The sequence below is a fragment of the Marinomonas sp. GJ51-14 genome, assembly GCF_055808695.1.
This window is the reverse complement of sequence record NZ_CM147879.1, coordinates 384,015-406,391: the sequence shown is the minus strand read 5'-3', so window position 1 is coordinate 406,391 and position 22,377 is coordinate 384,015. Positions and strand designations below refer to the sequence as shown.

Below are 22,377 nucleotides of genomic sequence, written 5' to 3'. Positions count from 1 at the left end.
TCTATTTTTCAACACGGTCACGACCTTTATCCTTAGCGCCATATAGTTTCACATCGGCACGTTTAAAGAGTTCATCAATGGAATGGTCTGCTGGTTCCGATGAGCCAACACCAAGACTGACAGTGTAGGTGATGTTTTTCCCATCGATATCGAGTGTAGAGTCTGCTATTAGTTGTCTTATTTTATCTGCGATCTTAAAAGCACCATCAATATCTGTATCAGATAAAAATATGGCGAACTCTTCCCCACCAATTCGTCCAATAATATCAGATTTTCGTAACAGGCTTTGAAGAGTTTGTGTGAAATGTATGAGGACTTTATCGCCAGTAAAATGACCATAGGTATCATTGATTACTTTAAAGTGATCCAAATCCATCAAAATAAAAGATACGGGAGCCTTTCGACGTTGAGCGAGTAGTAATAGATGTTGTGCTGTTTCGAAAAAGCTTCCTCTATTCAACACATGAGTCAAAGAGTCTCTGGCTGCAAGTTCTTTTAGCTTTTCATTTAGAGTTTGCAACTCTTTAGTACGTTTTTCGACCGCTTCTTCCAGCCAATCTCGTTTGCTTTTTTCGTCTTCCAACAATCGCTCTCTATCAGTATGCATAGAAGAAAGCATGGTATTCATGTGCTCTTGGAGTTGGCTAAGTTCATTGTCTTCAGTATTCGATAGGTTAATTCTTTTACTTATATTTGGGCTTAGTTGGACTTCGTTTACCTGTGACATTAGCTCTTTCAAGGGAATGGCTAAATAACGATTGAATGCCCATATAAACAGACAAAATAAAACGGCTAATTTTATGATTGCGGTTATTGCGATTAATAAAAAACCGAATAAGACTCGATCTAATACCACTCCTGATGAGGAATAAAGAACAAGTTTTCCTAGTGCAATAGTCTCTTCATTTAGAGTCCAATTTAACTCGGATTTTGTATCAAAAATAGATAAAGGGGCTGATTCTGAGTGGTAAGACCTTTTAGAAACAATAATGTTATTATTTTCGTCAAAAACATCGACCCCTTCAATAATTGGCATTTTTACAAGCCCAATTATTAGAGCATCGAGTTGGTTCTGGTTGTATTGCCACAAGCTGGTTGAAATAGGGGCGCGAACTGTTTCCTCTAACTGTTTCAGCTCATTTAGTATTGAGTCCTGTGTTTTTATATATTCGCCGAAAAATTGTACGCTTGTGATTAAAAAAGTGACGCCCAAATAGATGAAGAAGATAACACTCATCATTTTCTGGGATAGATTGTTTGGACGAATGAAATTTACAAACATTTGTATCCCCCTTTTTAGCGTTTACTTAAAATTAAGCTTTTTAAGTCACTTTCAAGTCTAATGGAATACACTGAATAAGCTACTTATAATTGGGAATTATCAACTTATATTGACCATTTCGAACCATTAACAAGTGTTTTGTACGAAAATGCAGAGATTTTAAATTGTATTTAATAAGCCAAGCTTATAGAAAAAATGAACCACCTTTCTATTTATGCTGGCATAAAATTGAGAAAAAGCTAGCTTAATGGGCTAGCTTTTCATTTAACGAGTCTACTTTAACGATAGGTATTATTTTTTTTAGTACTATTCTTATTTTTTATCTAAAGCGTAAGTTCTCTTTAGATAGTTGATCAACAGAAGTTTTACCCATTAACTTCATGTCTCGTTCTAGTTCTGATCGCATTAATCCTAATGCACGTTCAACACCGGGCTGTCCTGCAGCAGCGAGAGGGTATAAATACATGCGGCCTATGCCGACAGCTTTTGCACCAAGAGATAAGGCTTTCAATACATGGGTGCCGCGTTGTACGCCGCTGTCGAAGATTACATCAATTTCATCGCCTACTTCATCGACAATTTCCGCTAGCTGATCAAACGAGCTGCGTGAACCATCTAACTGACGTCCACCGTGGTTAGAAATGATGACGCCAGTACAGCCAATTTCCACGGCTTTGCGCGCATCTTCTCGGCTCATTATGCCTTTTAAACAAAACTGTCCGTCCCAAAATTTCACCATTTCTGCTACGTCATCCCAGTTCATAGAAGGATCGAGCATGTTGGTAAAGTAATCACCAATTGACGTTGCGCCATTGCCCATATCAACGTGTTCATCTAGTTGCGGCAAGCTGAAAGGTTCGTGTGTTACATAGTTAATGCCCCACATAGGTTTCAATACAAATTGCAGCATGCCTTTCAAATTCAATTTAAAAGGAATCGAAAAACCTGTTCGTAGGTCTCGTTCACGATTGCCGCCAGTGATGGAGTCGACCGTTAGCATCATTACTTGTACGCCTGCGTCTTTTGCTCGTTGCATCATGGCACGATTTAATTCGCGGTCTTTATGAAAGTAAAACTGATATACCTGAGGCGTGTTGGTTTGTTGAGCTATCTCTTCCATGCTGACAGTGCCAAGAGAAGACACACCAAACATTGTGCCGTATTTCTCTGCTGCTGCCGCCACAGCTCGTTCACCTTGATGATGAAATAAACGTTGTAAAGCAGTAGGAGAACAGTAAACCGGCATGTCTAGTTTTTGACCCATAACAGTGACAGAAAGATCTACGTCTTTTACACCGGTTAATACGCTAGGTACTAGGTCACAAGTTTCAAAGGCAGCGGTATTACGTTTATATGTGGATTCATCGTCAGAGCCACCATCAATGTAATTAAAGATCGGGCTAGGTAAACGCTTCTTAGCCAAGGTCCGAAAATCATGGAAATTATGACAGTCTTTTAGTCGCATTATGGTGTCCTTATTTTTTTAGTTGTTAATTTGGTGAATCCAATCACTACTATAGTCCGAGATTGATTTATAATAAATACGACACAAAGTAATAAACTCTTTCTTAAAACGGTGCAATTAAATTGAACTCAGCAGATTTAACTCTTTTTGTTTATGTGGCCGATACAGGTTCTTTTAATAAGGCTGCTCAGCTTGCCGAACTGTCTACACCTGCCTTGAGCAAAAGAATTAGCCGTCTTGAGCAAGACCTTGGAGTGCAGTTAATTCATCGTACAACAAGGCGGCTTAGTTTGACGGAAGCAGGGGAGAGTCTTTATGTTCATGCTAAAAATATAGAAGGCCAAGTGAGTGATGCCATTGCTTCAGTATCGGCTTTCAGCCATGGGGTTAGTGGTAATATAAAAATTTCTGTACCAACCATTTCTGGCGAGCTGTTATTGGCAGAAGCCATTGCTGAATTTTGTCAAATGTACCCAAATATCACGGTTGATATGCGCCTTGAAAATGACTTTGTTAACTTGGTTGAAGAAGGCTTAGACCTGGCGGTTCGAACGGGTAAGTTGGAAGACTCTAGCTTGATTGCCAAGCCGTTAATTCAATCAAATTGGGTTGTGTGTTGTTCGCCAAGTTATATTGAGAAACACGGTGAAGTAACTAGTCTTGATGCTCTCAAAGAGCACAACTGTCTTGCTTATACCTATCAGGCGCAAGGCTCGTTTGATTGGCGTTTCGTTAAGAATGAGATAGGCAAAGATTCGATAGAAGAGAGTGTTCGCATTAGTGGTAGTTTAGCGACCAACAATGCTCAAGCATTACGTAAAGCCGCATTGGCAGGTTTTGGTATCGTCTATGTACCACGTTGCTGCGTCTATGAAGATTTACAGAAAGGTACCTTGCAGGCCATTTTAACGGACTACAAGCCAAGACAACTTGGTGTCTATGCAATTTATCCTTTAACCAAGTATTTACCTGAAAAATTAAAGTTACTCATAGGGCATATTAGGCAGGCTTATCAAAACAAGAAAGAATATTTTTGACGTTCTTGATTGCTGAAATAATTATTTTTTTAATAGATGATAGTTGGCACAATTCTTAGAAATATTGCCATTTAAGGCGTTAATCAAATTATCTACTGCGCACGTCACCATGGCCAAGCGTGTCTCTGCTGTGGCTGAACCTATGTGTGGGAACACAACTGCGTTGTCCATTTTGCATAAAGGTGAACTTGCTGGTAATGGTTCAACCTCGAATACATCTAGTCCTGCCGCACGAATGACGCCATTTTCTAACGCAGCTATTAAAGCAGATTCATCAATGACTTTACCGCGTGATCCGTTAATGAAAATAGCGCTTTGCTTCATCATAGCAAATTCAGCCTTACCAATTAAACCTTCCGTTTCTGTTGTTAAAGGTGTCATAACACAAACAAAATCAGATGTTTTGAGTAGCGACGCCATGTCCATGTAAGTGGCGTTAAAGTTTCGCTCTGCGTCTAGTTTTTTGCTGCGATTACTGTATTGAATCTTCATATCAAAACCGAGGTGAGCACGTTTTGCAATGGCATAACCAATGCGGCCCATGCCAATGATGCCTAAAGTCTTACCATGAATATCCATCCCGAAATGGTCTTCACCAATGCTTTTCGTCCAGCGTCCTTCGCGAACCATGTTAGACAATTCTATCGCTCGACGGGCAGTACACATGATAAGAGTGAAAATAGTGTCGGCGGTGGTTTCATTGAGGACACCCGGAGTGTGCATCAAGGGAATATTACGTTTTGCTAAATAAGCCAGATCGTATTGATCGGTTCCGACTGAGATAGTGGAGGCTGCTTTGAGTTTTGGTGCTCGTTCTAAAGTGCTTGAACTCATATCAGCACTAGCCCCAATGAGTCCTTCGGCCTCAGAAAGTGCAGTGAAAAAAGTCTCTTGATTTAGTGCATTAATTCCATCGAATTGAATGACATCAAATTGTGCTTGAAGTCGTTTTAATTCCTGTTCAGGGATTGGCTTGTACAAAAGTACTTTTTTCATCGCGTTGTCTCTATCCGAAACCTTTCGAAGGTTAGTTTGCTTCTAAGCTTTCAAGCTTGGCTCTGGTTGGTAAACCTTCGCTATCACCGCGAACCTGGACAGTAATAGAGCCCAACAAGTTGCCTCGTTTCGCTGCTTCAGGAATAGATTTACCATCAAGTAATGCAGATATTACACCAACAGCGAAGCTGTCGCCTGCACCAACAGTGTCTACTACTTTTACAACTGGGAAGCCTGCAACTGTGCCTGATTTTCCATCAATTGTTTTGTAATAAGCACCTTCACTGCCTAGCTTAACAATAACGGCTTTCACACCACGAGCTAAATAAAAATCAGCAATCGTTTCTGGCTCGTCACTTCCCATCAATATTTTACCTTCTTCAATGCCAGGTAAAACCACGTCACTTGCGAAAGCAAGTTCGTTGATTGTCGAAACCATTGTTTCAGCATCAGGCCATAGTGATGGTCTTAGGTTAGTATCAAATGTCACGCTACAGCCTTGTTGTTTAGCAAAGCTCAAAGCTTGTTGAACAGCTTCCCGCATTGAACTAGAAACGGCCGCAGCAACACCGGTTAAGTGTAAGTGAGTACCTGCTTTAAAAAGACCAACATCAATATCATCTGCACTTAATGTAGAAGCCGCAGAGTTACGACGGAAATATTCGACAGCAGGATCACTGCCGTCGGTTTGGTTGGTTTTCATCATAAAGCCCGTTGGGTGCTCTGCGCTTTCAGAAATCCACTCCGTACGAATATTATCTTTACTGATGGCTTTTTTGACAAACTGACCAAAGCAATCCGTGCCGACTTTGCTTACGTAGGTAGATTCAAAACCCAAACGAGCCATACCAATTGCTACATTGACTTCGGCGCCAGCTAAAGAGCGGCTAAATTCTTCTACGTCAGCAAGATGGCCTGGTGTTTTCGCAACAAACAGCGCCATTGCTTCGCCTAGAGTTACAAAAGATTGTGTTTGGTTGTTTTGCATAATGCTTTATTCCTATTAGATATTATTATTTTGCACTGGGCGTTATTCGTTTCTTAATGTGATTAATGACCGTCATCAGCAAAGATAAAAGAGAGAGCAGTATAGACTAAGTCTAATACTCAGATCTATTGACTAAAAGATATCATGGGAACGATTCCAAGCATAGTCAGGTAAAGTCAAATTAGTTTGTATTTTATACAAAAAATTCACTCAGTTATAAGTTATTTTTAATATTCGTTGATTTAGGTGGACTGACGAATAATCAGTTCTGCTGGCAATTGGATATGTTGTGGCGGCTCCTCGTTACCCTGAATTCTGGCAAGTAGACATTCACCAGCAGTTTGACCTATTAATGTGGTTGGCTGCTTCATAACGGTAATGCCACCTTCAAAAAGTTGCGCCCATTCTGGATCATCGATACCAATTAAACCTATGTCAGAACCAACACGAACGTCGAGATTTTTTAGTGCTTTGGCGACTAATAGAGTGGTTGCGCTATTGGTTGTAAATATGGCTTTTTTACGGTCTGAATGGGTTTCTAAAAAGGATTTAATGACCTCTACGTGAGCACTCTCGCTCATTCGTTCTACTTCAATAATATCGCAAATAATGTCTTTGTTTTTTTGGGAAAATGCCTTAATGGCATCAATTCGAGCTTGCCGAGGATCAATGATGATAGATTCAGTAATAACAAGAATCGATTCATAGGACTTAGCTTTTAAATGTTCGGCTGCTTCATTCACAGCAGCTTCGTTATTTAATCCAACAGAGTCAAACCCAAGAGAGGTGTTAATACGGTCAATAAGTACGAGTGGGCAAGTGAGCTTATTTAGATTGTCAATTTGCTCATTTACCATACCGGCTGTATTGATAATGATACCGTCTACCCTGTGTGCTTCAAGTAAATCTAAATAGCGCTCTTGCAGCTCTTTTTCATTGTCTGTGTTGCACACCATTAGCATGTAGCCTTCGCGTCGGCAAACTTGTTCTATGCCTTGGAGTACATCGGTCGAATAAGAATTGGTCACATCGGCAAACATTAAACCGATTAATTTCGAATGACCTGCTCTTAACATTCGCGCTGAATGATTTGGGCGAAAATCCAAGTGAGCGATGGCTTCGGTAATTTTTTCACAGAGTTCTTTTGATAATTTATCTTGTTCGCCGTTTAGGTAGCGGGAAACACTCGTTTTGCCGACTTTTGCGTACTTCGCAACATCTGAAATGGTTGTGAAATTTTTATTTTTTTCTTCAGCAATGTCTTGTCTCTTCATTTAATAGGAGTAAATAATGCTCTATTAGGAGCAAGTATATAGGTAGGTTTTTTCTTGTACTGTAAACTATGATCCTAGTAGGGCGCAATTACGTCATAGTGACGGAGTCTTGCCTCTCTTTCTTAACAGGCTGCCTTTTGACAGCAGGAGCATTATGAAAATTTTCAGTTGCCAGCAGTGTGGACAAACCGTTTTATTTGAAAATACATATTGTGAGCAGTGTTCGTCCCCTTTGGGTTTTTTACCAGAGCAGCTGGTTATTAGTGCCTTAAAATCAGTTGATAATACTTGGTATGCCATGGCGGATAAATCGATCCCTGCCAAGCGTTGGTATTATTGCGAGAATCATCAGCATAATGTGTGTAATTGGTTGGTAGAAGAGGGAGGGAGTTCATTTTGTATGGCATGCGATTTGAATCGTCATATACCTCATCTAGGGCAAATAGAAGAGCGTCAAGCCTGGCAACAATTGGAGTTTGCTAAACATAGACTTGTGTATTCCTTATTGCGCCTCAAGTTGCCTTTGATAAACAAACAAAATGCACCTGAAGAAGGTTTGTCGTTCGACTTTATATCAGAAAATAATGTTGTTCCTGAAGATGCGAATGCCATGACAGGCCATGCCTCTGGTCAAGTGACCATCAATGCTGCGGAAGGAAATGCAGTAGATCGAGAGCAAATGCGAGAAGATATGAACGAATCATATCGAACTGTTATTGGCCATTTTCGGCATGAAATTGGTCATTACTATTGGGATCAATTAGTGTTTACAGACAAACAAATATTGGCTGACTTTAGAGCGCTTTTTGGCGACGACAGTATTGATTATGGTAAAGCCTTAAAAGCGCATTATGAAACGCCGAATGCAGAATGGAATAAGAATTTTGTGAGTGTGTATGCGTCCTCTCATCCATGGGAAGACTGGGCCGAAACATGGGCTCATTACATGCATATTGTGGATACTTTAGAAACAGCGAGTGACCTAGGTTTAAGTTTTCAGCCTGTTGGTTCTAATCGACAAAATTTAGCAATCATGGTGAATATTGACCCGTATAACCACGATAATTTTGATGAAATTTTAGCTCAATATATACCGTTAACATTCGCTGTAAATAATTTGAATCGAGGCATGGGGCAACCGGATTTATACCCTTTTATTCTGGTGCCTGCTGTGCGTGAAAAGTTGGCTTTTATTCATCGATTATTACGTGCTCGTTCGAATTAATTTGAATGGCAGTTCGGTGACGGCACTTATTCATAGCTGTAAAGCGGATGATCCGTTATTATGCCCGTTAATAGGAGCAGGTAAGCCTGCCTTCTAACATTTAATTTTTTAGGACCCTAATGAAAAAGACATTTGAATTATCTCACCCAAAAATCGCTTACCCTCGTTTAATTGAGGCGACAAAAAGCGAAGTGAAAAAATACCTTAAGCGAGAGCGCAACAAAGCCTTGCCTGAATACGCCGATTTTTGGGGCTTTGATTGCAAGTTTGGCCAAAATGAAGAAACGGCTGAAGTGATTCATGTTGCTCAGATAAATGAAAAAATCAGCTTTGCCGAAAGCCAAGAATGGTCAGCATTCTACTTAGAGATTTTAGCTACGCCAGCTCAACGTACTAAACGCCCATTTTCAGAGTCAGAAGGTGATGACAGTGAAAATGATTATGTTGAAAGTGAAGGTGAGTAAAAACAAACAGATTTTTTAAAACAGTGTAGTCTGCAGGAACACATAAAAAGCCCTTTAAAAAAGGGCTTTAAGTGTATTGTTTTTAATAAAGTAATGGCTAATTAAAAGTGTAGCCGACAGTCAGAGCAAAGTTAGAACCATCAACAGTATCATTAATCTCAAATGATGTAGTTCCTGATTCTGTTCCTCCACTATATTCAATATTAGTATAGCTGAAACCAACTTCAATACCTGATGAGAAGGTTCTGTTTGCTTCAATAATAAAGCCTAGAGCATTGCTATAATCTACTCTTTCATAACCACTTCCAGTTACTATGAGTTCATATGACGGGCTTAAATGATAGGTTAAGCCGGCTCCATAAGTGTATGATCCCGTTTTTTTCATTAATAAAAAACTAAGAGGAATTCTAGAAAATGATTCTTCTGCATTAGTGTAAACTTTTGACTGGTTTGCGCTACTGATGGCTATTTTGCCATATACATCTCCAAATAATGTCGGAGTGTTTACAAATGCACCTAATGCAAGGTGATCCCCAGCAGGCATTGTCGTTATAGTTGTTTCTGTTTCAATCAGAGTTGCTCCACCGAAACCAGCACCACCTTGTATACCAAAACTGTATTCACTTGCATTTGCTAGTGTTGAACTAGCGACCAAAGATATTACTAATCCTAATTTAACTAATTGCATATAATTCCCTATTCATTATGAATGCTTAAATGTAATTAAATATAACGAAGTGTAATTTTATGTAAATTTTAGATAAATGAAAAGCTTTTATAAGAATCAGTTTCGATGAATCAATGATTTATAATTAATATTGAATTAGCCATATAATAGACGACTGACTTAATTAAGGTGAGGCTTACTTATATCAATATAAATTAGGAGAGAATATCGGACTTAATAAAGCTTTCAAGTTTTAAAAATTAAATCTTTACTAGAAAGCAATATTGATTGAAAGAATTAGGGCGTTTAACGATAACCTTGAGCTTGTAGGGTAAACAAGTGTGCATATTGCCCCTGTTGAGCCAATAATGCTTCATGAGTACCACGCTCTTTGATTTCTCCATGCTCCATGACAATGATTTCATGGGCGAGACGAACAGTAGAGAATCGATGGGAAATTAGAATCGCCATTTTATCTTTGGTGTGTTCTTGAAAATGTTCGAATATATTGGCTTCTGCTTGAGCATCCATTGCTGCTGTTGGTTCATCGAGCACTAGAATATCAGCTTCTTGTCGCATAAAAGCCCGCGCTAAAGCGATCTTTTGCCATTGCCCGCCAGAGAGTTCTTGCCCGCCTTTGAACCAGCGTCCTAACTGTGTGCTATATCCACTTTCTAATTGATCGATAAAATCTGTGGCCTTGCCAAGTTCGGCGGCTTTTTTCCAACCAGACTCATCATCGAATCTATCGTTATCTCCAGCACCGATATTTTCACCAAGGATAAACTGATAACGTACGAAATCTTGAAAAATTACCCCAACACGTTTTAACAGTGCCGTTTCATCCCATTTTAATAAATCCAAACCGTCTAGTAATATACGACCTTGGGTTGGATTATAAAGACGAGTCAGTAGTTTTATTAGAGTCGTTTTCCCTGATCCATTCTCACCAACAATCGCAAGGCTATTCCCTGGCCTTATGTGTAAGTTAATATTTGATAAGGCTGGTATGTTACTACCTGGATATTGGAAAGATACTTGTTCGAAACGAATGCCATCATTGGGTTTTGGCCCAACAGTTAAACCTGTTGTCGAAGAGGGCGTTTCTTGTTCTAAATATTCATAGAGATTGGACAGATACAAGTTATCTTCGTACATACCACTGATGGCTGTAAGAGAGGCAGATACAGCGCTTTGACCTTGTTTGAAAAGTAATAAATACATGGTCATTTGACCTAATGTAATAGCACCAATAATGGTGTCACTGACGATCCAGCCATAAGCACCATAAAATACCAAAGTACTAATAACGCCTAAGATAAAGCCCCAACTTTCCCGACGAAGAATCAGTCGTTTACTTTCTTTAAAAAGTTTATGAAAGATGTCTGAATAACGTTTTAGAAAACGCTCACCTAATTGATAAAGGCGGACTTCTTTTATGTTGTCTTCCCGTGCTAATAGGGTTTCTAAATAATTCTGTTGACGGACTTCAGGAGAGCGCCAACGAAACATCAGAAAAGCATCGCCAGAAAACTTAGCTTCAGCAATAAACGAAGGTAAGGCACCGCAAACAAGCAGTACCAAAGCCCAAGGGGAAAAATGCCAGAGCAGAATAGCAAAGCTTGATAAAGAAATCGCATTTTGCAGTAAGGCGAATGTTTTATTGACCAAGGCCAGTGGACGACTGGAAGCTTCTCGGCGTGCGCGAACTAACTTGTCGTAAAACTCAGAATCTTCAAAATGCGATAAAGTCAGATTTTGTGCTTTTTCTAAGATCAGCATGTTTACTTTCTGACCTAATAACCCTTGTAGAATCGCTTGCTGAGCCGTGAGTGCCCGTTGTGCTGCAGCAATAATCAGCACTAAAATTCCTTCCAGTACCACATAGTTTAAAGCGGTTTGATAATGCAGAGTCTGGTCTTGCTTATAGGTTTCCATGGCGGCAAGCACCGCATCAACAATCAGTTGTCCCACATACGCCATGGCTGCAGGTAAGACACCAGCAATCAACGTCGCAATCGCTAATCCTATGGTTAATGCAGGAGACGTTTGCCAAACCAATTCAATTGCACGACGGCTGTAACGGAAAACACCTAACATATTTTTGTCGACAGAGTTTTTAGGCGAGGCAGCAGGCTTCATGGATGACCTTCTGATAGTTTGGTTATGAGGTAGTAAATATTATAAGGCAATGCTCATATTTTTAGCTATGTAAACCATGTTTAACAATATGTTAGTGGCTTAATAGGCATGAAGGATTTTGATATTAGGAAGGGAGTGAAGAGAAGCATAGGCAAAGCAGCTTTGAACTTTTGCTTCTCTTCAATTTTTAGCTTTTCTTTATAAAACTAGCCACGAAATAAACTGGATGACCCCAATAATTAATCCAACTAAGAGCAAAATAATAGTGCCATTAACGAAGTATTTCAGACGTTTGTAAGCTTTTCTGTTGGTTTTTTTGAGTTCCTTACTTTTTTGTAAAAGAGGCGCTACAGATTTAAATATTCTATTCGCCAAGCCGCCTTTGTCTTCATTGGTATTAGGTACAACTGAAGCTCTCATTAGAATTTTGTAACAGAAGTTAATGATTTTACCGAAGATATTAACAGGGCGATTAAAGTCACACATTAAGATGAGTCGACTTTGCTCTGTGTTGTTTTTTACAAAGTGTATGTAGGTTTCATCAAACAAAAGATCTTTACCATCGCGCCATGAGTATTGCTCGCCATCAATGTTGATAAAACAATCATCACTGTTTGGTGTCTCTAGGCCCAAATGGTAACGCAGAGAGCACGCAACAGGATCAAGGTGGCGAGTGAGTTCTGAGTTAGCTGGCATAAAGGCAAACATTGCACCATTGATGTTTTTAACTTTACTAAGAATTTCAACGGTTCTTGGGCAACGATTTTGTGCTGATGTATGAGTATAGCCATACCATTTTAGATAAAACTTTCTCCAGCCATATTTATGGAAGGTTCTGAAACCAACGTCATAATAGGCATCAGAGCCGAGGGCGTTAATGCTTTCTAATTCGCCTTCCTGTTGAAGCGCCAGGGCTTCATCACGAATGACTTCCCAGTTTGCTCTTAGCTCATCTAAGTCTTTGTATTGAAGGGTATCAATAATAGGGCGGCGAACTTTCTTATTTGAAAATAAATATAAAAGACAGTTAAGTGGCGCAAAAATAGGCCAGCCCTTTCTAAGGTATTCTGTCCACGATACGTAGCGAGTATTACCTCGATAAGTGTAAATATAAAACATAGAGCAAGCGCTGAAGACAGCGATAACTAGCAACATAACTGCAATATTCATTTTAAGAATCCGTATCCTTACTAAGTTTTTACTTAGTATTTACTAAAATGAATGGAATGTGAACAGTATTGAGTTAATGTTTTAAGAGAAAAGCGATACTGCGTTATGCAGCATCGCTTTCGATTATGTCATCGCTTTCATCTTGATCGAACAGGACTATATTTTCCTCTTCTTCGTATAAGGTTTCTTCGTCCGGCTCTATGATTAAATCTTCTAACGGTTTTTTTGGTGCCGCGTCTGCTAAATCAAGTTGTTTAACAGAGTCTGTTTCTTTGTTATTGATCTTTTTTGATTTCGATGTGTTTTTCTTCTTTGATCCTAAAGCATCTAAAAGCGCGTCTTTGTTCTCTGCGAGATACATAGATAAGGCTTCTTTTTGATTCTGATCACCAGCTAGGTTGCTTTGATCCAAAATTGAATAAAGCATTTCTGCTGTGTCTAATAACTTATCGTACGCATCAGCATCTGCTTTTGAAATAAAAGTCATTTTTTCGATTCCATCGCGTTCTACAACATATTGAATAACTACAGGCATAACCCACCTCGTGAGAAAATAATACTGTATGAATATACAGTATTATTTTTTGTTTTGTCTAGTGCTTTTATTTGTTGAACGCTGTAATGCTTGTTAAAGTGGCGATCCAGAGAAAGGAACAGGTTTTATGCAATTTGATTTTTCCCAATTAGATTTATCTATCATTACAGATCATGTTGAAGTGGCATTAACCATTGCTTGGGCTTTGCTGTTTTATATTGTGCGTCGTTATACGAAACGTTTAATTCGTTTAAATCAAAATATTGAGCACGATAAAAAACGTCAACGTATCAATACAGTCGATAATATTTTTAACCTTTTTTTGGTGGTTGGCTTCATTTTAATTTGGTCATCTGAGTTACAAAATATCGCCATTTCTATTGCTGCTTTTATGGTGGCTTTGGTTATCGCAACAAAAGAATTTATTGCCTGTATTGTTGGTGCCTTTTATCGCGCTAGCACGCGACCTTATCAAGTTGGCGATTGGATTCGTATTGCTAACTATGAAGGCGAGGTAACAGACAGTGACTGGCTTTCTACGACTTTATTTGAAGTAGACCTAAAAGGAGGAAGTTACGCCTATACAGGGCGAACCACGGTTGTTCCAAATAGTGTGCTCTTGGTTCATACAGTACAAAACCTAAACTACATGCGTCGTTATGTGACTCATACCTTTTCTATTTTACGCAATACCGATACGGTGAATCTGTTTGATATTAAAGAACAAATTTTGGCCAATATACGTGAATATAGCGAGCATTTTCATGAGGTGGCGATTCGTTATAACAGTCTTATTGAGAAGCGCTTGGACATTAATATTTCTGGGCCAGAACCGCGTGTTCGGATCACCACAACCCAAGATGGCTATAACGTATTTACAGTCTCATTGTTTTGCCCGACAGATGAGGCTGTAGTGATTGAACAAAAGGTCACCGAAGACTTTATGCGGATTTGGTATGAACGTTGTGAGTTAAATAAACAACAGAGTAAATGATAAAAATGAAAATATCGCAGAAACTTGCTCTCAGTGTTTTATTATTCGGTTCTTTACTTTTAACGGGTTGTAATAGCTTCCATATTAGTGAAGAAGAGTTGAATCAAGAAGTTGAAAAACGGCTTGAAGGACTACAGAACAATCAAATTGATCTAACTTTAGAAGGTAATACATTAAATTTAGATTTATTAGTTAGGTCTGCTGATATTCAATTAACCGAGCGTGATGGCGGTTTAGTGCTGGTAGATCTTGTCTCTGATATGACAGGTCAACTAACAGCATTTGGACAATCGTTTTCGATCACAACACAGTTAAAGCCGTCCTTTGAATCTGGCGTTCGCCTTGAAGAAAATCGCGTCTATTTGGTCGCTCCAAAAATAACGTCGATAGATATTGAAGGGTCAAATTTTAATGAGCAAATTCTTCGTTCGACACTGGGTTCACTGCACGATGATTTTGAAAAAGCATTGGTTCAGTATTTTGATGAAAATCCTGTGTATGTACTTGATCACTCACCATTTGAAAAAAGTACAGCTTCTTTCGTAAAAAGCATCGTCATCACGGAAGGCGCGTTGGAATTTTCTATTTTTTAGCATGGTTCTGATTTTCTAGCGCTTTTTCTATCGCACTGCTTCCGGCATTTTTTCTAGGTAACTTTCCATACTGCCTTTATAATGCCGCGATAAAATAAGCAGTATTGCTTAATCAATGAATTTTAAAAAAAGGAAACTGCCATGTCGATTGCAGACAATCAAGTCGTTCAATTTCATTACACTTTACGCCACGGCGAAGAATTACTAGAAACCTCTGCGGGTAAAGAGCCAGCGGCTTATCTTCATGGTCACGGCAATGTTATCCCCGGCCTTGAGAAAGCTATGGAAGGTAAAGAGGTTGGTGCTGAATTTGAAGTGACTGTGCCTAGTGTAGATGCTTATGGCGAACGCCATGAAGACCGTACACAACAAATGCCGATCAAACATTTGCAAGGCGCAAAACGTTGGAAAGCCGGCATGGTCGCTATGGTTCAAACGGATAAAGGTATGCGCCAAGTGACGATTATCAAAGCAGGCTTGAAGCACGCGACAGTGGATTTGAATCACCCATTGTCAGGAAAAGATCTGACATTCAACATTGAAATTGTTGATGCCCGTGAAGCAACCAATGACGAAATCGCTCATGGTCATGCCCATGGTGTAGGTGGTCATCACCACTAAGAGACCTTTGCTCGGTGCGTCGAGCAAAAGCCTCACTCAGTATTATCTTTAAAGCCTCTGTTGCGTTCGACGTAACAGGGGCTTTTGTGTATTTAGGCTAGTGAGGCAAGAACTCAGTGTTTTTGATTTGAATCACCTTGAGATGTAAATATTTACTAATTAATAAGAATCGTTATCAACTGACTTGACAGATCCCCTGTTCGCATACATATTGATAATAGTTATCATTTGTATTTTATTAAGGGGAAAACAATGACTCGCTATTTGGTGCCATTTTCAATGCTTGAACAAACCATCCAGGCGGGTCAATGTGCAGACTCACCTGAAGTGCTCTATCATTATTTAAAACTAACCGAAGAGTATGCTGAACGGCTTAGTATTACTGACGCTGTGCTACTGCATCAGCGAGTATTTAATGTGTTGCTCGACACCGTCTGTGACACCAATCTTGCTCCTCACTGGCGTCAAACCTGTCTGGATAAAGTGTATTTACCTTTATCGCAACTCAAGCGCTTAATCGTTACCTATCAAGACGCGCGCAGCTATTTCAAAATGGAGCATAGTCTTCGCACCTTGAGCCATTATTTCATTTCTTCTTTTGAGTAATAAGGACACGATTTAACAATGAAAATGCGTATTGAAAAAGACAGTATGGGTGAATTAGATGTACCTGAAAAAGCCCTTTACGGGGCTCAAACTCAAAGAGCCATAAACAACTTTCCAATTAGCGGTGAGACACTTCCTGAAGCTTTTATTCGTTCTCTCATACTAATTAAAGCGGCTGCAGCGCGTGCTAATGAATCCCTTGAATGCTTAACTCCCGTTGTTTCTAAAGCAATCCAAAATGCCTGCGATGAGTTATTAGACAGCGATAACATTATGCAGCACTTTCCTGTGGATGTTTTCCAAACAGGGTCTGGCACCAGTACCAATATGAATGCAAATGAGGTCATCGCTACATTAGCCAGTGCCTATAATGGCTCGACAGTGAGCCCGAATGACCATGTGAATTTTGGCCAAAGCAGTAACGACGTTATCCCAAGCGCCATACACGTGAGTGCAACACTAGAGTTAACAGGGCATCTATTGCCCGCTTTGACTCATTTGCGCGATACCATTATTGAGAAAGGTAACTCACTAGCTGATTACACAAAAACAGGCCGGACTCATTTAATGGATGCCATGCCGGTTCGATTTGATCAAACTTTCCACGCGTGGGCGGCTCAGTTACAGGACAATATTGATAATCTACATTATTTAGAAAGCAAAACGACTCAGCTTGCACAAGGCGGCACCGCGGTTGGCACAGGCATTAACGCTGACCCTAAATTTGCCGCCGCTTTTGCGAAAGAACTGTCCGATTTAACCAAGGTGACCTTCACTCCGGGCAAGAACTTCTTCGCTCTGATTGGTTCACAAGATACGGCCGTTGCCTTGTCTGGTCAGTTAAAAGCGGTTGCTGTGACTTATATGAAAATTGCCAATGATCTGCGTTGGATGAACTCTGGTCCACTGGCGGGCTTAGGTGAAATTACATTGGAAGCCTTACAACCTGGTTCATCTATCATGCCTGGCAAGGTAAACCCAGTGATTCCAGAGGCAACGGCGATGGTTGCAGCGCAAGTCATTGGTAATGACGCCGCGATTACGATTGGCGGCCAATCCGGTAATTTCGAATTAAATGTCATGTTACCCATGATAGCTAAGAACCTACTAAACAGCATCAAGTTATTGGCAAACAGTGGTCAATTGTTGGCGGATAACGCCATCGCTACCTTGACGATCAACGAAGCTAAACTCAATGAAGCATTGCATCGAAACCCTATTTTGGTAACTGCGCTGAATCCGATAATTGGTTACGGGAAAGCCGCAGAAATTGCCAAAAAAGCTTATAAAGAAGGGCGTCCAGTTGTAGATGTCGCAGAAGAGAATACAGACTTAAGTCGTGAAGAATTGTTGGCTCTACTTGATCCTGCCAAACTCACTCATGGAGGCTTATAAAGACTAGGTCATTTTCACTTTACTTTTAGTTTAGATATATTAATATATCTATTACCACTTACCCTTCTTCCACGCGTGGCATTGCGACCCCTGGAGCTGGGCGAAAAGGCCGACGCAAGTCGGCTTTTTCATATCTATAAATGGACTTATAGAGAGTGCACTTCTATTGAAAACTCGAATTTATATCGATGGCTATAATCTTTATTATGGATGCTTAAAGCATACTCCCTTCAAATGGCTAGATTTAGTCACTCTTTTTGAAAAACATCTCTTTGCTCGTTCTGGTGCACCTTATTCATATCTTGATGAATGTCAGGGCATTAAATATTTCACTGCTGATATTAATGATAAAGTTGCACACGATGAAAATTCATTAAAGGATCAGTTGAGCTATCATGCAGGTTTACAGAATTATTGTGGTAAAAAACTGGATATTATCAAAGGTAATTATTCGGTAGACCAAGCAAATTATCCGCACGTAGACTTCTCCCAAAATGGGCAAGAGCTAGCTCCAAGAAATTGCCATAAAGTTAGAGTTTGGAAACTTGAAGAAAAGCAGAGCGATGTAAATATCGCAGTTGAAGCTCTTTTTGACGTAATGAATGATGAAACAATAGAGCAAGTAGTTTTTGTTACCAATGATACAGACTTAGTTCCTGTACTTAGAAAAATACGCATGTTCAATGAATCTTCTCCCAGAAAAAATAAAGTGAAAATTGGTTTGGTTATTCCGTCTAGAAGAAAAAATGTGGAAGAGTTAGGGAGAAAGGTGAATAAGTCTCTTAGTCAATATGCAGATTGGACTATCTCTTTTATCGAAGATTCTGAGTTAGAAAAATCATTGCTCCCTAATAGAATTTCATATGGTAAAAAGCCTCAATTTAGACCTACTAGTTGGTTCAAGTATTCTGAGAAAGTAGAGCTTATTCTAGCGACTTTAATGCAAGCGAAAGACATATCCTCAATACCTAAAGCATGGCGTTGGTTATCGAGTGAAAAACCGTCTCCCGATGATCTGACAACATTGCCATTAGCTCCTGATCAGCTAATGGATGACGAGTATTGGTTAGACGTTATTCTTGAGCATGCAGAAGCATACGTTGCTTTTAAAAATAACGTCTAAGAGCCGCTTGTTAAAGAGCTTTCGTCATAAACACGCTGTAAGGATCAAGAGCGTAATCAGCAAAAGGGCCGCAATATTTAAAACTATGTTTGGCGTAGAGTTTACGAGCTGGAGCGAAGAAGTCTTGAGGGCCTGTTTCTAAACTGACTTTTTTTAGACCTTGTTCTTTGGCGGCTTCAAGAATATGGTTAAGCAATGTCGAAGCAATGTCGAAGCAATGTCGAAGCAATGTCGAAGCAATACCTTTGTTTCGTGCCGCGCTGGTGGTGCGCATGGATTTAATTTCACCATGGTTGTGTCTAGTGCTTTCAATATGTCACCGCTGGATAGTTAATTTTTTTCTGAAAGCCGATCTCGCTACTAGCTATTAAACTCAGTCATCAAAGCGAATGCGAACCTTCGCCTTAGAGTTGTCTTGTTTTTCTCCTGAAGGTTCCCGTAATGGATCAACAATTTGCTCTAAGCCATTAATTTTGATCTCTAGTGCCAGCTGTAACCATTTCCCCAAATTGCCGTTCGGCCAACCTTCATGGGCAAACCACAATAAATAGGCTTCAGGTAAGTCTATTAAGACTCGGCCACTGTATTTACCAAAAGGCATGGTTTGACGGGCAACTTGAATAAGATCTTCTTGAGAAAACATGACGCTCACTTAATCATTAACAGTGGTGGTATTTAAACATAAAACGCGAAAAAAACCGCATTCTACTTTTCAATAGAAAGCGGCTTTGATTTCATCTTAATCTTGTTAATTCAGTTTGAACTTACTGAGCCCAAAGATTACGAAGTTTTGGAGCGACAAAGTTAGTAATTCTATCCAGAGTCACCACACTAATTATTGCGATGGCAGCCATAGGGAAAAGAAACGAAATAGGCAATAAAAACCACACTGCGTGTTTCCAGCGAGCGAAATTTTTCGGCATCGGAGGTGGTGATAATGTGAGGCTTGCGCTTGGACGGCGCTTCCACCACATGATCACGCCCGAAACACACAAAAGAATCACGGATGACGCAAAAATAGTACAAAGGATAAGGTTCCATACACCAAATAGCCCCATGTGTAGAGCAATACCCACAGCCATGGATTTTGCAAACCAGTTGTAATCCATAAAACCAACATCCGCTAAAACGGCCCCAGAGTATCGATCAAAATGTACGGTTCTATCGTCCCACGCATTTTTAATGTCCTTTCCCATCGTCGAGGCGGTAGCGGTATAAACGCCGACGTCATTTCGTGGGAAATGTACTTGGAACTGCGTAAAGCCCATTGCTTTTGCATCAGCAACTACGTGGTCAAGAGTGATACTGATTGGACCATTTGCTGTTGATTCAGGCAGCGGCGCTTGCTCAAGTCCCCAAGGAATTTGCTTCAAACCTTTAACATTTAGATCTTCATGGGTCAGGGTAGAAGAGACACTTGATGCACTTTGCTCCATAGGAAAGGTGCTCCATGCTTGCATTAGTTTTCCACCCCAGACACTTGCCCAAGACAACCCTGAGATACAGAAAAAAAGCAAAATGATGGCAACCCACACGCCAACAACACTGTGTAGATCACGCCAAAAAACACGTCCGTTTTTTCTGCTGATCGTTGTTGCCGCTGCCAGTTTCGATTGGCCTTTTGCTGGCCACCATAAAAACACACCCGTCAGTATAAGAAGAATAGTCAGGCTGGCGGCAATCTCAATCATTCGATCACCGGTTAGTCCCATCATGAAAGTGCCATGGGTATCATCCGCCCAAGAATATAAGGACAACGAAATACTTAGGTCGCCTAATACTTCACCTTTGTATGGGTCGACAAATACTTGAATCGTGTCATCTTCCGTTCGTACTTGAAAACGCGTTGCTTCTTCTGGTGCGGCTGGAAGGTAGAAGCGTGAAATCGAGTCGTCAGGGTATTTTGCCAGCACAAGTTCATATTGCGCTTCGTAAGAAATCGGCTGATCAGTGACTTGCTCGACTTGATATAAGTCTGAATTCAGAAAGCGCTCAAGTACTGGTGAATACAACATGATAAGACCAGTTATCGCCAGCATGATTAAAAAGGGCACGACGTAAAGGCCAGCGAAAAAGTGCCAGCGCCAGACTGACATGTAAAAAGATTTTGAACCAAACATCTAATGGATCCTTGTTAGATTTGGACATAAAAAATCATCATGCCCCAATCTCATATCAGGGCATCATGTAAATGTTGTTAATGTGTTATGTATGAGATGGATAACCGGTGGGCCTCTAGCCTGAACGCCGTAAATTGCAGAGATAGGCGATGCCTGAATATCATTAATAATAGGCAGAGAAGCTTTTACAAGCGCCGAGTTATGTTCTAAACGAAACTTTGTATCAAAGAAAAAGTGGATGCATGGACAGCCTTCCGCTTCGTGATCTTCCGCGTTTTGAATCGAAGGTTCAGAATCATTCAGGCTCATGTGGTGAGCATGATGATCCATGCTCTGGCTCATTTGATAGTTTTCGTTTTCTCCCATCTGGTGGTGAGCATGATGATCTATGCTCTGACTCATTTGATGGTTTGCGTGTTCTCCCATTTGATGATGAGCATGGGGATTAGAATGATGAAGGTGAGCGGTGTTTGATATTGGAGGATTGGCGTCATGAATCATCACGCCTTTGGTTGCACACAACATGACGTAGATACCATTAAACACACCAATGTTGTTTACCAGTGGCACTGTGAAGTAGGCCAGCCAACAAATAGTGAGTAAATAGAAGGTCTTGCGAGTCATAAAGCCTGTAATGAAGTGTGAGTTTGCGGCGAATTTACCTAGCTATAGACAAAAGATCAAGCTAACTCGTTCACTTTATGTGCACATTTACGTTTCATTTTTTGATGTGCTTGCTGTACGTGAATTGGACAGTGCTTTAAAAAATGTGTCCTGCTCAAAGCGTTGAATCAAATAGTCGCAGATTCTTGTTAACTTCGGTGAGGCTTGGCGAGCTTTTGGATAAACCAACCAAACACCGCTATAAGGATATTGGTACTGGGGAAGCAAGGCGATTAGCTTGCCACTGGCTATATCGTCTGCAACGTAATAATCAGGCAGCTGTGCGACGCCCAAACCTTTTCTAACTGCATCCAACAAAGCCACGCCAGAATTGCTGCGCCATTGGCTAGGCACCTTCACTTCTTTACGTTGTCCATCTTGCTGAAATAACCAATGATTCTTCGAACCGATTAAGCAACGGTGTTTATTTAATTCTGCCAAGGTGTGCGGCATACCATGTTGATCTATGTAGTCACGGGAAGCGCACAGGTATTCAACACGATTACACAATCGGCGAGACAAGTGGCTGGAATCTTTCATCGCACCCATACGAATAGCAAGATCATAACCTTCTTCAATTAAATCCACAGAACGATTCGTTAGGTGAAAATCTAATTCGATTTTTGGATGATCCAATAAAAAATCATTCATTAGTGGGGCAATATAACGCTCACCGAACGTGGTCGCACAGGTCATTTTGAATAAACCAATGGGCGCTTGGTTTAGAGACGAGATCACTTCTTCGGCACTACTGAGGGCTTCGGGCAAACCTCGACAATGCTGATAATACAATTCGCCAGATTCACTCAAACGAATGCGCCGTGTGGTTCTGAACAACAAGGTGGTGCTGAGTTCCGCTTCAAGCTGAGAAATCAGGCGGCTTATATGAGATGCTGAAACACCAAGTTGAATAGCGGCGGAGGAAAAACTGCCTTGGCGCACAACTTCCACAAAGGCTTCCATGGCTTCCCAATTTTTCATATATGACTCTATTTTCTGAATTTGAATAATTGTTAC

At 40.3% G+C, this 22,377-nt stretch carries 23 protein-coding genes; 9 read left to right on the top strand and 14 right to left on the bottom strand.

Features of this window, described 5'->3' with window-relative positions; all coding sequences use genetic code 11:
• Position 1: 1 nt before the first annotated feature.
• Both AC0L3Y_RS01985 and AC0L3Y_RS01980 read right to left on the bottom strand, forming a co-directional pair.
• Positions 2-1,282, bottom strand: coding sequence for a diguanylate cyclase (locus tag AC0L3Y_RS01985; protein ID WP_473468126.1), 1,281 nt, complete (start codon positions 1,280-1,282; stop codon positions 2-4).
• 319 nt (positions 1,283-1,601) lie between these two features.
• Positions 1,602-2,747 carry an alpha-hydroxy acid oxidase gene (locus tag AC0L3Y_RS01980; protein ID WP_473468123.1) on the bottom strand — a complete coding sequence of 382 codons (1,146 nt, stop codon included), beginning with the start codon at positions 2,745-2,747 and terminating at the stop codon, positions 1,602-1,604.
• 122 nt (positions 2,748-2,869) lie between these two features.
• Here AC0L3Y_RS01980 and AC0L3Y_RS01975 point away from each other — a divergent pair, with 122 nt between their 5' ends.
• Complete coding sequence (locus AC0L3Y_RS01975; RefSeq protein ID WP_473468120.1) at positions 2,870-3,784, top strand: LysR family transcriptional regulator; 915 nt, start codon at positions 2,870-2,872, stop codon at positions 3,782-3,784.
• Positions 3,785-3,805: 21 nt separating this feature from the next.
• Here the strand turns inward: AC0L3Y_RS01975 and AC0L3Y_RS01970 are convergent, their stop codons facing one another.
• The 3 genes from AC0L3Y_RS01970 to AC0L3Y_RS01960 form a co-directional block, all read right to left on the bottom strand.
• Positions 3,806-4,780: a 2-hydroxyacid dehydrogenase gene (locus AC0L3Y_RS01970; RefSeq protein WP_473468118.1), complete on the bottom strand. Its 975-nt coding sequence runs from the start codon at positions 4,778-4,780 to the stop codon at positions 3,806-3,808.
• A gap of 31 nt (positions 4,781-4,811) precedes the next feature.
• Complete coding sequence (locus AC0L3Y_RS01965; RefSeq protein ID WP_473468116.1) at positions 4,812-5,768, bottom strand: sugar kinase; 957 nt, start codon at positions 5,766-5,768, stop codon at positions 4,812-4,814.
• 242 nt (positions 5,769-6,010) lie between these two features.
• Positions 6,011-7,042 (bottom strand): LacI family DNA-binding transcriptional regulator, encoded by a 1,032-nt coding sequence (locus tag AC0L3Y_RS01960; RefSeq protein WP_473468114.1) that lies wholly within the window; start codon positions 7,040-7,042, stop codon positions 6,011-6,013.
• 154 nt (positions 7,043-7,196) lie between these two features.
• Between AC0L3Y_RS01960 and AC0L3Y_RS01955 the strand changes: the two genes are divergently transcribed.
• Both AC0L3Y_RS01955 and AC0L3Y_RS01950 read left to right on the top strand, forming a co-directional pair.
• Entirely contained in the window at positions 7,197-8,267 is a 1,071-nt protein-coding gene (locus AC0L3Y_RS01955) for a zinc-binding metallopeptidase family protein (RefSeq protein ID WP_473468112.1), read from the top strand.
• Positions 8,268-8,386: 119 nt separating this feature from the next.
• Entirely contained in the window at positions 8,387-8,731 is a 345-nt protein-coding gene (locus AC0L3Y_RS01950; protein WP_473468109.1) for a DUF6172 family protein, read from the top strand.
• A 97-nt stretch (positions 8,732-8,828) separates the two neighbouring features.
• Here the strand turns inward: AC0L3Y_RS01950 and AC0L3Y_RS01945 are convergent, their stop codons facing one another.
• The 4 genes from AC0L3Y_RS01945 to AC0L3Y_RS01930 all read right to left on the bottom strand — a co-directional run bounded on the left by AC0L3Y_RS01945 (position 8,829) and on the right by AC0L3Y_RS01930 (position 13,245).
• On the bottom strand, positions 8,829-9,419 hold the full coding sequence (locus AC0L3Y_RS01945) for a hypothetical protein (protein WP_473468107.1): 591 nt from the start codon (positions 9,417-9,419) through the stop codon (positions 8,829-8,831).
• Between the two features lie 285 nt (positions 9,420-9,704).
• On the bottom strand, positions 9,705-11,540 hold the full coding sequence (locus AC0L3Y_RS01940) for an ABC transporter ATP-binding protein (protein ID WP_473468105.1): 1,836 nt from the start codon (positions 11,538-11,540) through the stop codon (positions 9,705-9,707).
• A 198-nt stretch (positions 11,541-11,738) separates the two neighbouring features.
• Positions 11,739-12,710: an aspartyl/asparaginyl beta-hydroxylase domain-containing protein gene (locus tag AC0L3Y_RS01935; RefSeq protein WP_473468103.1), complete on the bottom strand. Its 972-nt coding sequence runs from the start codon at positions 12,708-12,710 to the stop codon at positions 11,739-11,741.
• 103 nt (positions 12,711-12,813) lie between these two features.
• On the bottom strand, positions 12,814-13,245 hold the full coding sequence (locus AC0L3Y_RS01930) for a YebG family protein (protein ID WP_473468101.1): 432 nt from the start codon (positions 13,243-13,245) through the stop codon (positions 12,814-12,816).
• Between the two features lie 127 nt (positions 13,246-13,372).
• Between AC0L3Y_RS01930 and AC0L3Y_RS01925 the strand changes: the two genes are divergently transcribed.
• The 6 genes from AC0L3Y_RS01925 to AC0L3Y_RS01900 all read left to right on the top strand — a co-directional run bounded on the left by AC0L3Y_RS01925 (position 13,373) and on the right by AC0L3Y_RS01900 (position 18,577).
• Positions 13,373-14,239 carry a mechanosensitive ion channel family protein gene (locus tag AC0L3Y_RS01925; protein WP_473468099.1) on the top strand — a complete coding sequence of 289 codons (867 nt, stop codon included), beginning with the start codon at positions 13,373-13,375 and terminating at the stop codon, positions 14,237-14,239.
• A gap of 5 nt (positions 14,240-14,244) precedes the next feature.
• Entirely contained in the window at positions 14,245-14,832 is a 588-nt protein-coding gene (locus tag AC0L3Y_RS01920; RefSeq protein ID WP_473468097.1) for a DUF1439 domain-containing protein, read from the top strand.
• Positions 14,833-14,973: 141 nt separating this feature from the next.
• The gene (locus AC0L3Y_RS01915) at positions 14,974-15,453 is read left to right on the top strand and encodes an FKBP-type peptidyl-prolyl cis-trans isomerase (RefSeq protein WP_473468093.1); all 480 of its coding nucleotides are present in this window, start codon (positions 14,974-14,976) and stop codon (positions 15,451-15,453) included.
• Positions 15,454-15,705: 252 nt separating this feature from the next.
• On the top strand, positions 15,706-16,059 hold the full coding sequence (locus tag AC0L3Y_RS01910) for a hypothetical protein (protein WP_473468091.1): 354 nt from the start codon (positions 15,706-15,708) through the stop codon (positions 16,057-16,059).
• An 18-nt stretch (positions 16,060-16,077) separates the two neighbouring features.
• Positions 16,078-17,454: a class II fumarate hydratase gene (locus AC0L3Y_RS01905; protein ID WP_473468089.1), complete on the top strand. Its 1,377-nt coding sequence runs from the start codon at positions 16,078-16,080 to the stop codon at positions 17,452-17,454.
• 166 nt (positions 17,455-17,620) lie between these two features.
• Positions 17,621-18,577: an NYN domain-containing protein gene (locus AC0L3Y_RS01900; RefSeq protein ID WP_473468087.1), complete on the top strand. Its 957-nt coding sequence runs from the start codon at positions 17,621-17,623 to the stop codon at positions 18,575-18,577.
• Positions 18,578-18,587: 10 nt separating this feature from the next.
• Here AC0L3Y_RS01900 and AC0L3Y_RS01895 read toward each other — a convergent pair whose 3' ends face one another.
• From AC0L3Y_RS01895 to AC0L3Y_RS01875, 5 genes are all read right to left on the bottom strand, one after another.
• Positions 18,588-18,851 carry a GNAT family N-acetyltransferase gene (locus tag AC0L3Y_RS01895; protein ID WP_473468084.1) on the bottom strand — a complete coding sequence of 88 codons (264 nt, stop codon included), beginning with the start codon at positions 18,849-18,851 and terminating at the stop codon, positions 18,588-18,590.
• Positions 18,852-18,950: 99 nt separating this feature from the next.
• Positions 18,951-19,220, bottom strand: a complete 270-nt coding sequence (locus AC0L3Y_RS01890; protein WP_473468080.1) for a DUF3820 family protein — start codon at positions 19,218-19,220, stop codon at positions 18,951-18,953.
• 121 nt (positions 19,221-19,341) lie between these two features.
• Positions 19,342-20,697 carry a PepSY-associated TM helix domain-containing protein gene (locus tag AC0L3Y_RS01885; RefSeq protein WP_473468077.1) on the bottom strand — a complete coding sequence of 452 codons (1,356 nt, stop codon included), beginning with the start codon at positions 20,695-20,697 and terminating at the stop codon, positions 19,342-19,344.
• Positions 20,698-20,760: 63 nt separating this feature from the next.
• Positions 20,761-21,321 carry a hypothetical protein gene (locus AC0L3Y_RS01880; RefSeq protein WP_473468075.1) on the bottom strand — a complete coding sequence of 187 codons (561 nt, stop codon included), beginning with the start codon at positions 21,319-21,321 and terminating at the stop codon, positions 20,761-20,763.
• An 87-nt stretch (positions 21,322-21,408) separates the two neighbouring features.
• Positions 21,409-22,341 carry a LysR family transcriptional regulator gene (locus tag AC0L3Y_RS01875; RefSeq protein ID WP_473468072.1) on the bottom strand — a complete coding sequence of 311 codons (933 nt, stop codon included), beginning with the start codon at positions 22,339-22,341 and terminating at the stop codon, positions 21,409-21,411.
• Positions 22,342-22,377: the final 36 nt, after the last annotated feature.

What these genes read in the sequence shown, in the direction of transcription:
- AC0L3Y_RS01985 (WP_473468126.1), bottom strand. Translation starts at nt 1,282, where the DNA reads ATGTTTGTAAATTTCATTCGTCCAAACAATCTATCCCAGAAAATGATG.
- AC0L3Y_RS01980 (WP_473468123.1), bottom strand. Translation starts at nt 2,747, where the DNA reads ATGCGACTAAAAGACTGTCATAATTTCCATGATTTTCGGACCTTGGCT.
- AC0L3Y_RS01970 (WP_473468118.1), bottom strand. Translation starts at nt 4,780, where the DNA reads ATGAAAAAAGTACTTTTGTACAAGCCAATCCCTGAACAGGAATTAAAA.
- AC0L3Y_RS01965 (WP_473468116.1), bottom strand. Translation starts at nt 5,768, where the DNA reads ATGCAAAACAACCAAACACAATCTTTTGTAACTCTAGGCGAAGCAATG.
- AC0L3Y_RS01960 (WP_473468114.1), bottom strand. Translation starts at nt 7,042, where the DNA reads ATGAAGAGACAAGACATTGCTGAAGAAAAAAATAAAAATTTCACAACC.
- AC0L3Y_RS01955 (WP_473468112.1), top strand. Translation starts at nt 7,197, where the DNA reads ATGAAAATTTTCAGTTGCCAGCAGTGTGGACAAACCGTTTTATTTGAA.
- AC0L3Y_RS01950 (WP_473468109.1), top strand. Translation starts at nt 8,387, where the DNA reads ATGAAAAAGACATTTGAATTATCTCACCCAAAAATCGCTTACCCTCGT.
- AC0L3Y_RS01945 (WP_473468107.1), bottom strand. Translation starts at nt 9,419, where the DNA reads ATGCAATTAGTTAAATTAGGATTAGTAATATCTTTGGTCGCTAGTTCA.
- AC0L3Y_RS01940 (WP_473468105.1), bottom strand. Translation starts at nt 11,540, where the DNA reads ATGAAGCCTGCTGCCTCGCCTAAAAACTCTGTCGACAAAAATATGTTA.
- AC0L3Y_RS01935 (WP_473468103.1), bottom strand. Translation starts at nt 12,710, where the DNA reads ATGAATATTGCAGTTATGTTGCTAGTTATCGCTGTCTTCAGCGCTTGC.
- AC0L3Y_RS01930 (WP_473468101.1), bottom strand. Translation starts at nt 13,245, where the DNA reads ATGCCTGTAGTTATTCAATATGTTGTAGAACGCGATGGAATCGAAAAA.
- AC0L3Y_RS01925 (WP_473468099.1), top strand. Translation starts at nt 13,373, where the DNA reads ATGCAATTTGATTTTTCCCAATTAGATTTATCTATCATTACAGATCAT.
- AC0L3Y_RS01920 (WP_473468097.1), top strand. Translation starts at nt 14,245, where the DNA reads ATGAAAATATCGCAGAAACTTGCTCTCAGTGTTTTATTATTCGGTTCT.
- AC0L3Y_RS01915 (WP_473468093.1), top strand. Translation starts at nt 14,974, where the DNA reads ATGTCGATTGCAGACAATCAAGTCGTTCAATTTCATTACACTTTACGC.
- AC0L3Y_RS01910 (WP_473468091.1), top strand. Translation starts at nt 15,706, where the DNA reads ATGACTCGCTATTTGGTGCCATTTTCAATGCTTGAACAAACCATCCAG.
- AC0L3Y_RS01905 (WP_473468089.1), top strand. Translation starts at nt 16,078, where the DNA reads ATGAAAATGCGTATTGAAAAAGACAGTATGGGTGAATTAGATGTACCT.
- AC0L3Y_RS01895 (WP_473468084.1), bottom strand. Translation starts at nt 18,851, where the DNA reads ATGCGCACCACCAGCGCGGCACGAAACAAAGGTATTGCTTCGACATTG.
- AC0L3Y_RS01890 (WP_473468080.1), bottom strand. Translation starts at nt 19,220, where the DNA reads ATGTTTTCTCAAGAAGATCTTATTCAAGTTGCCCGTCAAACCATGCCT.
- AC0L3Y_RS01885 (WP_473468077.1), bottom strand. Translation starts at nt 20,697, where the DNA reads ATGTTTGGTTCAAAATCTTTTTACATGTCAGTCTGGCGCTGGCACTTT.
- AC0L3Y_RS01880 (WP_473468075.1), bottom strand. Translation starts at nt 21,321, where the DNA reads ATGACTCGCAAGACCTTCTATTTACTCACTATTTGTTGGCTGGCCTAC.
- AC0L3Y_RS01875 (WP_473468072.1), bottom strand. Translation starts at nt 22,341, where the DNA reads ATGAAAAATTGGGAAGCCATGGAAGCCTTTGTGGAAGTTGTGCGCCAA.